Raw genomic sequence first — 12683 nt, 5'->3', positions numbered from 1 at the left:
GTGGCGGTCCTCGTTCCCTGCTGGCGGGCCCTAGGATCTCTGGAATGCAGGAGGGCCGGTGGACGACGATCACGCCGTCGCAGTTCGCGCACGAGCGGGAGGCGCTGGCGCACGTCCAGGCGCTGCTGCCGGACAGTGAGCCTTACCGGGCGTGGTCGAACTTCACCTTCACCGCCCAGACCGGGCACCCCTACGAGGTGGACCTGTTGGTCGCCGCGCCCGGCGGTCTCTACCTCATCGAGATCAAGAGCCTGAACGGCCGGCTCCGGTCCAGCGGCTCCAACTGGATCCTTCAGGGCCCGAACGGCACCCGCACCTTCGACAATCCGCTACATCTGGCCGATGCCAAGGCCAAGAAACTCAAGTCATTGCTCCAGGTGGCTGCCTCGCGGCGCAAAGGTCAGCAGGTCAGGATCCCGTTCGTGCAGGCGGCGGTGTTCCTGTCCAAGCCTGGCCTGCGGGTAGAGCTGTCGGAGCATCATCTGCACGGCATCTTCGGCCCGGAGCCGGCCCTGGGCCACGAACCAGGGCCGCTGCCGGCGATCACCTCGCTGCTGCAGCGTCCGCCGCAGGACGAACGGCAGCGGGTCACCAAGGAGATGTCGGCGGCATTACCGGACCTCCTCGACGCCGTGGGCATCGCCCGTAGTCGCCGCCACTACCAGATCGGCGCATGGGAGTTGGAGACTCGCCCGTTCGACGTCGGCCCCACCTGGCAGGACCACCAGGCTCGGCACCGAGACCTGGAGCGCGAACGTCGCCGGGTGAGGATCTACCTGGTCGAACGCAACGCCGTGCAGACCGAACGAGCCAGCATCGAGCGTGCCGCCAAACGCGAGATGCTCGCCCTGCACGGCATCAACCACCCCGGCATCGTGCAGGTCGACGCGATGGAGTCGCACGAGGCCGGCCCGGCGCTGATCTTCCGGTACGACCCCCGGTCGGTGCGTCTCGACCACTACATCGCCCAGTACGGCGACCGCCTTGACGCGCTGAGCCGACTCGCGATGATCCGACAGCTCGCCGAGACGGTGGCCTACGCACACGGTCGACGGCTGCACCACCGTGCGCTCTCTGCCCGCAGCGTGTTGGTGAACCCTGGCCGGAAGCGGCGTGGCGGCAGCGACGACGAGGCGTGGCTGACACCTCAACTACAGATCAGTGACTGGCAGGCAGCGACCCGAGGTGTGGATAGTGCCGGTGGCAGCAGCGGCCAGCCGGTGACTCTCTCCTCGCACGCGACAGCTCATATCGAACGGTCCGCCGAGGCGTACCTCGCGCCGGAGTTGACCGCGCCGACGCCGGACGCGGTGGCGATGGACGTCTTCGGCCTCGGCGCGCTGGCGTACCTGATCCTGACCGGTCAACCGCCGGCCACGAAGCGCCCCGAACTGTTGGCCCGACTGGCCCGGGACAACGGTCTGCGGGCCACCGCTGTCACCGACGGCATCAGCGAGTTCGCCGACGAGTTGATCCAAGCAGCAACCGCACCGGTACCGGCCCAGCGACTCACCACGGTCGCCGACTTCGTCGAGATGCTCCAGCTCGTCGAGGACGAGTTGACCAGCCCGCCACCGGGCTCCGTGCACCCGGAGGAGCCGGCGCCCGAGCAGCCCGACCCGCTGGAGGCCCGCGGTGGCGACCGAGTCGGCGAGTGGAAGATCGTCCGCCGCCTCGGCACCGGCTCGACCTGTCGGGCGTTCCTCGGCTTCAACGAGCGCACTCGTCGGGAAGAGGTCCTGAAGGTCGGGCTCTCCGACGAAAAGGGTGCCCGGCTGGCGCACGAGGCCCGCGTCCTCGGCCCGCTCACCGACTCCAGGGTGATCCGGCTGGCCCGGCCAGAGCCGTTGCAACTGGGCAACCGCACCGTCGTGGTGCTGGAGCACGCCGGCGACCGCACCCTGGCGCGCAAGCTGCGCGACGACGGTCGGCTCACGGTCGACGAGTTGGAGACGTACAGCGACTACCTTTTCGGCGCCCTCGACTATCTGGAGGGCGAGGGCGTCTACCACCGCGACATCAAGCCGGACAACATCGCCATCCGGGTGCGGCCCAACCGCACCAGGCAGTTGGTGCTCTTCGACTTCTCCCTGGCCGGAGTCTCGGTCAAGGAGATCATCGCCGGCACTCCCCGCTACCTGGACCCGTTCCTCGGCACCGCCAACCGTCCGGTCTACGACAAGCACGCCGAGTGGTACGCGCTCGCGGTCACCCTGCACGAGATGGCCTCCGGAGAGCTGCCGGTCTGGGGCGACGGCGGCACCGAACCGCAACTCACCGACGGCCCGCCGGTGCTGGCCGCCGAAGCGTTCGACCCGGCGATCCGCGACGGCCTCGTGGAGTTCTTCCAACGAGCGCTGCACCGCGACCACCGTCGGCGCCACGCGTCGCTGAAGGATCTGCGCGACGCCTGGCAAGAAGTGTTCCGTCGCTCGGACGCGAGCACCCCGGTCGGCACCGAGCACCCCGACGTCGACGAGCCGGACGAGCAGGTCGCCGCGGTGGCCCGCGACGAGGCCGCCGGCAAGGCCACCCGGGCCACCACGCTGGAGGCCGCCGGTCTCACCCCACGGGCGGTCTCGGCCGCCCACCGCCTGGAGGCCACCACCGTCGGTGAGCTGCTCTCGGTCGCGAACAAGCTCGCCCACCTGCCCGGTCTCGGGGCGAAGACCCGTCAGGAGTTGCAACGCCGGGTCAAGGAGTGGCGGCAGCGACTGGGGGAGCGGGAGACACTGCCCACCACGCCCGCCGCCCGCAAGGCGGCGAGCGAAGAGGCGGCCACCGAGACCTCCTCCGGTCACGGCGACACCGATCTGGTACGCGTCGGCCTGGACGCCATCGCCACACTGCTCATCCCGGCGAAGAACGGCCGCAACGCCACGGAGATCGAGGGCACCCGGCTGCTGCTGCACCTGCCGGACGAGTCAGGTGTGCTGCCGGCGTTGCAGCTCTGGCCGCAGCAGCCGCAGGTGGCCACCGCGCTGGGCGTCACCGCCGGTCGGGTCGCGCAGATCCTCGGCAAGCAACGCAAGCGCTGGCACGAGATCCCGGTGGTCGGCAGCGTGCGTACCCAGATCATCGAGCTGTTGCACGACGGCGGTCGGGTGATGGGCGTCGCCGAGTTGGCCGCGGCGCTGCTGAGCAGCCGTGGTTCGGTGCGCACCGGGGACGCCATGCGTCTCGCGGTGGCCGTCGCGGCGGTACGCGCGGCCGTGGAGGTGGACGCGCTCGCCGACGAGCCACGCCTTCTGCTGCGCCGGCACACCCGCGCCGACATCAACGGCAAGCCGCACCCGCGTGGTGACCGGTTGCTGGTGGCGCTGGAGGTCAGCGATGACGACGCCCCGGACACTCCGGCCGCACCGGCGCTGCTCGACTACGCCGACGCGCTCGGCAAGGCCGCCGACAAACTCGCCGCCAGCGAGGTGCTGCCCAGCCCGGCGACAGTGCTGCGTACCCTCGCGGCGGTGAGCGCGCCCGGCGGGGCGGCCGAGGCGTTCGACGAGCGGCGACGGGTTTTGCTCGCCGCGGTGGCCTCGGAGCGGGCCGCCGCCACCGCGCGGTTGGAGCTCTACCCGCGCGACCTCGACCCGGTGCGGGCGCTGCGGCTTGCCCAGGCGGGCGTGGTGCCCCCGACGAGCGCGTCTGATGGTCGGCGGGGCCTGACACCTACGCACGTCGCGGACCGGGTCACCGCGCGCTTCCCGGAGCTGGACCCGCTGCCAGGTCACCCCAAACTGGACCGGCTTCTGGCTGAGGCGGGTTTCGAGCTGCGCTGGGACCGGGACCGGTACGTCTCACCACCGCCCCGCGCGGCCTCGTCCTCGGTGTCAGTCATTCAACGCCGTCCCTCGGTGACGGCCGCTCCGAGCCGGTGGACTGCGGAGTCTCCGGAGCTGGCGGCGGCGATGCGCGCCGAGGAGCGGCTGGCCGGCGCGCGGTCCGCGGGCGGGTTCCGGGCGCTGACGGTACGCCTCAACCGCTACCACCTGGCCCGGGAGGAACTGGCGCGGCGCTTCGACGCCCGACCGGTCAACGTGGCGGCCCGCTTCATCGAGCACCTGCACGCCCTGGTCGACGCCCGCCCGAAGCCGACGTGGGAGACCGTGCTCACCGCTGACATCGCCCAGGAAGGGTCGCGGGCGGCGATCAAGCTGGGGGAGTACGTCGAGCAGGCGTGGCAGCTCACCGTGCCGTCGCTGCACGCCTCGCTGTCTGCCGCGGATGGGCCGGTGCTGCTGCACGACGCGGCGGTGCTGGCGCGGTACCGGGCGATGGGGCGGCTGCACGAGCTTGCTGACGCGGCGCGCGGCGGCGCGGGGGACGTGTGGTTGCTCTGCCCGATGGAGGACCCGGCGCTGCTGCCGAAGCTGGACGGTGAAGTGGTGCGGGTGGGCGACAACGAGTGGATCGCGCTACCGGACGCCTGGGTCGTCAACGCCCACCGCAGCACGGTGGCAGCCTCCTGACCAGTTGTCATTTGAGTGGCGGGAGGTCCCAGTGGCGGCACCTCGACGGTTACCGGAAGCGGACACGGCTCGTGTGCGCCGGTGGTGCGATCAGCGGGTCCCCGAGCGGGTCCGTGACCAGGTACGCATCGAGTGTGAGGAGGCGGCCCGTCACCTGACGATCGTCGAGTGTCGGGCCCCGTGGCGGGCCGAGTCGGGGTCGGAGTGGACTCGTCTTCCCGTCGCGCGCCTCGGGTACACCAGGAGCACGGGCACCTGGACGCTGTACTACCGAGACCGCACCCTTCGGTTCCGTCGGCACGACCTGATCCCGCCGACAACCAACCTGATGGAACTCCTCGACGAACTCGATCGGGACCCGACGGCGATCTTCTGGGGCTGACCGCTCGATTTCCCGACAGCGTTCGCAATTCCAACGGCGTACCGTCCGGGTCCACCTATGGGAGGAGTCGGATGAGTTTCCTGCGGCAGGCAGAGCAGTCCCCGGACACCGAGCGAATGTTCGACAGCGACACGAAGGCGATGGGCTATCTGCCCAACTACACCAGGTTGTTCGCTCACAGCCCGGCGGTGTATCTGGCATGGCAGCAGCTCAACGGTGCGGTGAAGGACGGGATGGAACTGCGCCGCTACGAGTTGGCGACCCTCGCCGCAGCCCGGGCCCTGAAATCCTCCTACTGCGGTCTGGCACACGGAAAGGTCCTACGCGACAAGTTCTTCGACGCGCCGACTGTGGCAGCCATCGCGTCGGACCATGGAAGCGCCGGTCTCTCCGCGCAGGAGGTCGCAGTCGTCAACTTCGCCGGAAAGGTCGCGGCCGATGCGAACTCCGTCACCGAGGCCGACGTCGCGGGCCTGCGCGGTCACGGCCTCGACGACACGGATATCTTCCGCGTGATCCTCGCGGTTGGCGCCAGATGCTTCTTCAGCACGGTCCTCAGCGCGGCCGGGGCCGAGCCCGATCCGCAGTACGAGGAGAGCCTGGACGTGGATCTGCGGCAGGCACTGAGCTTCGGCGGTTAGACCCGGCGAACGCTCCGGTAAGCCCGGACACGGATCGGTACGGCGCTTGTGGGCGTCGGCCTGCAGATCGCCTCAGCCATGTCCATCAGGAATCTGACACCATCAATAGAAGTGGGCGGCGCGCGCAGCCGCCTGGCAGCTGAGGAAGCTCGCTGGAGCGGCGGAATGCCGGATCTTCGGCCACAGGACCCGATTGGCAGCGCCCTGCCAGGAACTTAGGGTTATCGATGCTTCACCCCAAGCGACGGCGAGCCGATCGGCGGACTGCGGATGGCTGTGAACACGCATCGAGCGAATTGCGAGAACGCCAAGAATCCGGGCTGCAAGTGCTCAGGCTGCGGCGGATCCCTGCATGGCTGGGATGGTTGGGTGACGCTCGCCGTCGAGCGTCCGGCCGTACGCGACGAGAGGCGATGCGTGCTCAGCGGCAAGATCACGAAGAACTCCGCTGGCAAGCTGGGGTTCAACGCAAACAATCGGCAACAGTCGGTCGACCTCGCCCGTCTGGATCTAGCCGATCACCTGTGGATTACGGACCCTCGACCCAGGACCGAAGGCGGGCTTGAACGGGACTTCGACGTCTACGACAAGGCTGCGCTGTCGTTCGACAACGGCCGGATCAACATCCTCGCCAATGAGATCATGGCGCAAGCCGGGAAAGAGACCTCGGATGGCATCGACGATCTCGTTCGGAATGAGCAAGCCGCCCGGGAGATCAAGAAGCATCTGGCCAATCACGGCTGGTGCAGCCTGCTGGTCGCGCTGATCCAGTTGATCGAGGGGGTCAACACAGCCATCGGTATTGTCGCTGACGTGGCCAAGCAGGCCCTAAAGGATGCGCTGTCGAATCACCTCAACTACCGCGTCGCCGACCAGTTGAAGGACGCTGTCGTCGACCTCGTCGTCGACAAGGTGTGGTCGGCCCTGGCGCGGCTCCTGGACGCCCACTTTCCCCTCCTGGGTGCGGACACCGTGCGCGTCCTCCGGATGCTGGCCGTGTTCGCCTGCCCGTCGGTCGAACGACACCGGGGCGTCTACCAGCACGCTCTCGTGCCGCTCATGGGTGACGGCCAAGGGCTCGTCGCGGAGGAGGTCAAGGCCCAGGTGTCCACCCTGTTCACTGCGTGGTGGCAGCGGAAGGAGTCACCAACTGCCCCCTGATGCCGTCAGCTTCGGCCTGTGATCCTGAGCGCGATGGGCATCGCTCAGCGAATGCTTCCGAGGTCAACGCCCCGTCCGCCGCGAGTTGGTGCGACGGGCACGGCAGGGCGAAGGGCGGCGAGCTGGACGTAGATCTCACGTTTCGCGGTTGCGTCGCCTCGGCGGTTGATGACGTAGCCGGTCAGCCAGACCCAGCCCTCGTAGGTCGGCCGATCGCAGACCGAGACGACGCGGAAGGTCAGCGCGCGATTCCCGGCGAACTGCACCGAGGCTCGGCCGTCGATGACGAGCAGGTCGCCGGGGGACGGGCGCGTGGTCACCAGCGGCCGGAGTTGCGGCCCTGCTCCGGCGCTGACGAACACTCCCGCGCGTGCATGGTCTGCCAGTCGCGCAGCGCCCGCTTGATCCGGTCGTTCTCCTGACTGAGCAGCCGTACCGTCTCGTTGAGCGTGGCCAACTCGTCGCTGAGCCGGGCCTGGAACTCGCGTACCTCATCGGGGTCAACGCCGCGTCGACACGCGGCGAACTCGCGGGTCCGCACCTCGTGCGGCGTCAACCGGCCCGGGTAGCCGGCGGGGTAGGGGCGGCCACCTCGATACACCTGAGCCACGGCGATCCTTTCTGAGGGCAGGCGGGAGCACGGAAGGTCCCTGTGGTGGGTTGGGAAGGGCGGGCCGTCCGCGCGGGGGCCGCGGGCGACCCGCCCGCTCCGCTGACGCAGCCCCATTCGGCGGTACGACAGCAGAGCAATCCGGAGGGTCGGGACGGGCACACGCACCCGCCCCGACCAGGGGATGAGCCGAACTCGTTGCCACGCGAGGATCGACCTTGCCCAACATAACTAGGGAACACAGGGAAGTCAAAGAACATTGTTAAGACATTCGAGCTGTGATCGAATTCGGGTTGCCACGCGAGGAGTGACATGCCCGAATCAGCTGGATATCTACGCATCGCCGACGACGTGATGGCGGACGTGAGGTCGGGGAAGTTGAAGCCCGGCGACCGGTTGCCGTCGGTCTCCGAGACGCGCGCCGACTACGACGTCAGCTATGGGACTGTGCAGTTGGCGTACGTCCGACTCGAAGCGCTGCGGGTGATTCGACGACAGCAGGGCAAGGGTGTCTTCGTGACCGACCCGAAGACCTGGATGCGGGAGCCGTAGGTAGCGGGCCGGCTACCTATCCGAGCCTTTTGGGTACCCCCGTCCCGTCCACGGGACGACTAGAGTCGGCGCGTGATCGACCGGAAACTGCTCTTGTCCGACCTGCAGAAGCAGGTCAAGAACCTGGAAAAGGACCTGCGGGAGCAGGCCGAGTCGGTCGAGGAGGTGCGCCTCCGCCTGCGTGGCGAGTACGACCACGCCTTCAAGGTCGGACGCACCGCCGCCACCTGGACAGCGTGGCGCGACGAGCGGGTAACCCAGGCCGCCGTCGCCTGGGTGCTCGGCACCGTCTTCGTGCGCTTCTGCGAGGACAACGGCCTGCTGCCCGACCCCTACCTGGCTGGCCCGGGGGACCGCCTGGTCCTCGCCGAGGAGGCCGAGGCGCAGTTCTTCCGGAACCAGCCCGACAAGACGCTCCGCGACTGGCTGCACCAGGGCTACGACGCTATTGCCAGCACCCAGGCAGGCAGGTCGCTCTTCGACAAGCGGCACAACCCGCTGTATCAGATCCCGCTGTCGCACGACGAGGCTAAGAACCTCATCGCCTTCTGGCGTCGGCGTGGCGAGGCTGGCGGCCTGGTGCACGACTTCACCGACCCGGAGTGGGACACCCGCTTCCTCGGCGACCTCTACCAGGACCTCTCCGAGGCGGCTCGCAAGACCTACGCTCTGCTCCAGACGCCGGAGTTCGTCGAGGAGTTCATTCTCGACCTGACCTTGACCCCGGCGATCGCCGAGTTCGGCCACGACGTGGTCAAGATGATCGACCCCACCTGCGGCTCAGGCCACTTCGTCCTCGGCGCGTTCCACCGCCTGCTGAAAGAATGGGAGCAGCACGCCCCCAACCGTGACCCCCATGAGCGGGTTCGCCTCGCCCTCGACGCCGTCCACGGCGTCGACATCAACCCGTTCGGGGTAGCCATCGCCCGCTTCCGTCTTTTGGCCGCCGCCCTCCGCAACTGCGGTGTTAAGACCCTTATCGACTCGGCCGGGTCCGCCTTCCCGCTGCACCTCGCGGTCGGCGATTCACTTATCAAGGCCCGTCAGCTTCACCTGTTCGGGGACGGTTCCGACGAAGTTGCTGATCTCCAATACAGCACCGAGGATGTGCAGGACCATCCGGGGATCCTCGAGGAGGGTCGTTACCACGTCGTCGTCGGCAATCCGCCCTACATAACCGTGAAGGACAAGCGACTAAACGAGCTGTACCGTGAGATTTACAGTTCTTGTGCGGGCACGTACGCCCTGTCCGTGCCGTTCGCGCAGCGCTTTTTCGGCCTGACTAAGGCGGCCGATGCCGACGGCAGGGGTGCTGGCTATGTGGGTCAGATCACCGCCAACTCCTTCGTGAAGCGGGAGTTCGGCAAGAAGCTGATTGAGGACTATTTGGCGCACGAGACCGATCTGACCCATGTGATTGACACCTCAGGCGCTTACATCCCCGGTCACGGCACGCCGACCGTGATCCTGGTGGGCCGGCAGCGCAGAGGGCAGCGAGCCGAATTGGTGCGGACAGTGATGGGCATCAGAGGTGAGCCAAGCGCGCCGGCTGATCCGAGTTGGGGTCATGTCTGGCAGGCCATCCTCAAACAGGTGGACCAGCCCGGATCGGAGAGCGAGTGGATCAGCGTCGCCGACCTTGAGCGCCGCCGACTCGGCCGTCATCCCTGGAGTCTTGGTGGTGGTGGTGCCGCAGGTTGTTGCGAGGCGATTCAGGCTGCGACGGGTGAGACCCTTACAAGGGAGATCGAAGCGCCGGTCGGGCGAGCGATCCGTGCGGGAGCTGATGAAGTCTTTGCGCGTCCTCTGCGCGGTCTATCCAGAACGATGGCTGATCCAACCGCGCTGCGGCCGCTCATGGTTGGAGAGACCGTCCGTGACTGGAACGCCGACCCCGAGGACGCCATCTGGTATCCGTACGATCCCTCTCTGGGGCAGGCAGGGCTGGCCAATGAGCTGTGGCGGTGGCGGCGTCTCCTGCAAGAGCGGCGAACCTTCCATGGCGACATGCAGGATGCGGGCCTTCGGTGGTGGGACTATATGCAGCACACCGCTTCCGCTTACCGGACCCCTCTGTCAATTTCATTTGCTGAGGTCGCCACGCATAACCATTTCGTATTGGATCGCGGCGGTAAGGTATTTAAGCAAACTGCGCCCGTCATCAAGTTGCCCGACGGGGCGACCGAGGACGAGCACCTGCAACTGCTCGGAATGCTTAACAGTGCGACGGCCTGCTTCTGGCTTAAGCAGGTCTGCCAGAAAAAGGGCGGGAGCGCCGGATCTGGTGGGGGCGAGGCAGACCAGCCGTGGTCGTGGAGTTATCAGTTCAACGGAACCAATGTCGAACGGTTTCCGCTGCCGTCGGCGTACCCGCTTGAATTCAGTCGGGAGATCGACGGCCTGGCGCAGCGGCTTGCCGCGGTGAGCCCGGCGGCGGTCGCGGCCTCCGGTGTGCCCACTCGTGAACGGTTGGACCCTGCCGCCTACGAATGGCACATCACACGGGGTCAGATGATCTCCTTGCAGGAGGAGTTGGACTGGCAGGTCTACTCGCTGTACGGGCTGCTGGACGATGATCTCACCGCCCCGGAGAACGTCCGGCCGCCGATGCTGAGTCTCGGACAGCGGGCGTTCGAGATCGTGCTTGCTCGCAAGGTGGCCGCCGGTGAGGCGGAGACGCAGTGGTTCGCTCGGCACAAGTCGACGCCGATCACGGAGCTGCCGGCGCACTGGTCGGACGAGTACAAGGCGATCGTGGAGCGGCGGATCGCGGTCATCGAGGGCAACCGCAACATCGGGCTGATCGAGCGACCGGAGTGCAAGCGGCGCTGGGCCACCGAGGGCTGGGACGCCATGCAGCAGAAGGCGCTGCGCGACTGGCTGCTGGACCGGTGCGAGGCCCGGGAGCTGTGGTACCAGCACGTCGACGGCCTCGAACAGCCACGCCCATTGACCACCGCGCAGCTCGCCGACGAGCTGCGCCGCGACGACGACGTGCTCACCGTCGCCAACCTCTACGCGCCCGGTCAGGATCTCGGCAAGGTCATCGCCGACCTGGTCGCCGACGAGCATGTGCCGCACCTGGCCGCGCTGCGCTACAAGGACAGCGGCCTGGTCAAGCGCGCCGACTGGGAGCAGGTGTGGGACCTGCAGCGGCAGGAGGACGCGCTGCCCGACGAGGCGGCGAAGCGGGAGTTCCGCAAGGGCATCCCGGTGCCGCCGAAGTACACCTCGGCGGACTTCCTCAAGAGCAGCTTCTGGAAGCACCGGGGCAAGCTCGACGTACCCAAGGAGCGGTTCGTCTCGTACCCCGGTGCCAGCCGCGACGGTGATCCGTCGCTGCTGGTCGGCTGGGCCGGCTGGGACCACCGCGAGCAGGCCCAGGCCCTGGCCACCCTGATCGTGGCCCGCGAGCAGGAGGACGGCTGGGCCGACGACCGGCTGTTGCCGCTGGTCGCGGGGTTGCGCGAGATGCTTCCCTGGGTACGCCAGTGGCACGGCGAATTCGACCCGGAGTGGGGTGCGTCGCCCGCGGACATCTACGAGGGCTTCCTCGCCGAGACCACCAACCGGCTGCACCTCACCGACGAGGCACTGACCTCGTGGCGCCCGGCGAAAGCGACCCGCGGCCGCAAGGCCAAAGTGTGACGGCGGGCGAAGGCACAGCCAGTTGGTGGGATGCGGGTGATGTCAGCACACTGACCGTTCTCCTGGCCGGGCGCGGTCGCTCCCGCCTCTGGCAGCACGCCGACCCCGCCGAGGTGGCCAGGTGGGTTTTCGGTGCTCCCACGCCTGTCGCGTTGCATCCCGCGCCGGCACCCACGCCTGATGACTGGCGTGACGGGTTGGGTGAGCGGGAGCAACTGTCGTGGGTTTTGGCCGGCTGGTTCCTCCGGAGAGCGGTACCGGAGCCGCTGGCGACGGCGGGCAAGCATTGGTTGCTGTCTCGAAGGTGGGAGGACGGCGGGTGGCGACTTCGGCTCACCGTCGGCCCGGTCGCCCTGCTGCGCCTCAACGAACGCGGCAACGAGGTGCGACTCCGGCTGGCACTGGCTCCGCTTCACTCCGCGTTGAGCTTCGGTGCCCTGAGCGACGACGAGTGGGAGCAACGCGGCATTGAAATGCCGGTCGACACGACCAAAACCTTTGAGGATGAGAAGCTCCTGGTCCGTTGCCCGGATGTGGAGACCGCGCTCTGGTTGCTCGTCCAACCACCCGTCATGGTGGCTGCCCGGATGTTGGCAGCTCGCTTGGCCACCAGGGGCTTCTCATTCGAGCAGGACTATCGTCCAGAGGTCGCCGCGCGTGCCTGGGGCGCCAGCGAAGCACTACCTGTCGGTGTCAATGGAGCCTCAGGAGAGAAACGCGGTTTTGATCGCCCCTATACGAGGGCGGCAGCGAGTGCTGTGCTGCCGAGGCAACGTTCGTTCGACGCGGACGCCTACCGGGCTGGGCTGGGCGAGCACGATCGGCTCTGCCGCGAATTGATCGAGCGTCTCGGCCGCACGGGTCTGCAGGCTGGCGCTGGCCTACGCGGCCAGAACGTTGACGTGGCGTGGCGCGACGCCAGCGGGCGGCAGTTCATCGCCGAAGTGAAGAGCCTGGTCGACGGCAACCAGACCGAGCAGCTTCGCCTCGGCTTGGGGCAGCTGCTCGAATATCGGCACCGACTGGCCATCCTCGGCGTGCCGGTCACGGCCGTGCTGTTGGTGACCCACGTGCACGACCGGAGCTGGGGGCAGGTGTGTGCGGAGAACGGGATCATCCTCGTCGCTGCGGACGAGAACGTCGCCTGGCAATCCCTGGACTCCACTGCGATGACGGCCGGCCCCACGGCACCCTGACCACCTCCGACTCAGAGAGGACTC

At 67.9% G+C, this 12683-nt stretch carries 8 protein-coding genes; 6 read left to right on the top strand and 2 right to left on the bottom strand.

From position 1 onward, the window contains the following. Nucleotides 1–44: 44 nt before the first annotated feature. From pglW to O7616_RS22300, 3 genes are all read left to right on the top strand, one after another. Nucleotides 45–4469, top strand: a complete 4425-nt coding sequence (pglW, locus tag O7616_RS22310) for a BREX system serine/threonine kinase PglW (protein WP_282303767.1) — start codon at nt 45–47, stop codon at nt 4467–4469. A gap of 453 nt (nt 4470–4922) precedes the next feature. Then, nucleotides 4923–5492, top strand: a complete 570-nt coding sequence (locus tag O7616_RS22305) for a carboxymuconolactone decarboxylase family protein (RefSeq protein WP_282303766.1) — start codon at nt 4923–4925, stop codon at nt 5490–5492. A 369-nt stretch (nt 5493–5861) separates the two neighbouring features. Further along, the gene (locus tag O7616_RS22300; RefSeq protein WP_282303765.1) at nt 5862–6653 is read left to right on the top strand and encodes a hypothetical protein; all 792 of its coding nucleotides are present in this window, start codon (nt 5862–5864) and stop codon (nt 6651–6653) included. A gap of 44 nt (nt 6654–6697) precedes the next feature. On the opposite strand, the gene O7616_RS22295 is transcribed toward O7616_RS22300, so the two are convergent. Together O7616_RS22295 and O7616_RS22290 are read right to left on the bottom strand one after the other, a co-directional pair. After that, a complete protein-coding gene (locus O7616_RS22295) occupies nt 6698–6973 on the bottom strand; it encodes a hypothetical protein (RefSeq protein ID WP_282303764.1) in 276 nt (91 codons plus the stop codon). Beyond that, nucleotides 6970–7209: a DivIVA domain-containing protein gene (locus O7616_RS22290; protein ID WP_348773886.1), complete on the bottom strand. Its 240-nt coding sequence runs from the start codon at nt 7207–7209 to the stop codon at nt 6970–6972. Before O7616_RS22290 ends, O7616_RS22295 begins: the two co-directional genes overlap by 4 nt. 366 nt (nt 7210–7575) lie before the next feature. Between O7616_RS22290 and O7616_RS22285 the strand changes: the two genes are divergently transcribed. The 3 genes from O7616_RS22285 (at nt 7576) to O7616_RS22275 (ending at nt 12659) form a co-directional block, all read left to right on the top strand. After that, on the top strand, nt 7576–7815 hold the full coding sequence (locus O7616_RS22285; protein WP_282303762.1) for a winged helix-turn-helix domain-containing protein: 240 nt from the start codon (nt 7576–7578) through the stop codon (nt 7813–7815). A gap of 72 nt (nt 7816–7887) precedes the next feature. Continuing rightward, nucleotides 7888–11463, top strand: a complete 3576-nt coding sequence (gene pglX, locus O7616_RS22280) for a BREX-2 system adenine-specific DNA-methyltransferase PglX (RefSeq protein ID WP_282303761.1) — start codon at nt 7888–7890, stop codon at nt 11461–11463. Then, complete coding sequence (locus O7616_RS22275) at nt 11460–12659, top strand: hypothetical protein (RefSeq protein ID WP_282303760.1); 1200 nt, start codon at nt 11460–11462, stop codon at nt 12657–12659. Before pglX ends, O7616_RS22275 begins: the two co-directional genes overlap by 4 nt. The last annotated feature ends 24 nt before the right edge of the window (nt 12660–12683 follow it).

This window comes from Micromonospora sp. WMMD964 (assembly GCF_029581455.1).
In the GTDB taxonomy this organism is placed as follows: domain Bacteria; phylum Actinomycetota; class Actinomycetes; order Mycobacteriales; family Micromonosporaceae; genus Micromonospora.
Note: the sequence above shows the minus strand (reverse complement) of the source record. Positions and strands in the feature narration are given on the sequence as shown.

Bases quoted from the DNA above. Each gene is read 5' to 3' on its own strand.
- O7616_RS22285 (WP_282303762.1), top strand. From the start codon at position 7,576: ATGCCCGAATCAGCTGGATATCTACGCATCGCCGACGACGTGATGGCG.
- O7616_RS22305 (WP_282303766.1), top strand. From the start codon at position 4,923: ATGAGTTTCCTGCGGCAGGCAGAGCAGTCCCCGGACACCGAGCGAATG.
- pglW (WP_282303767.1), top strand. From the start codon at position 45: ATGCAGGAGGGCCGGTGGACGACGATCACGCCGTCGCAGTTCGCGCAC.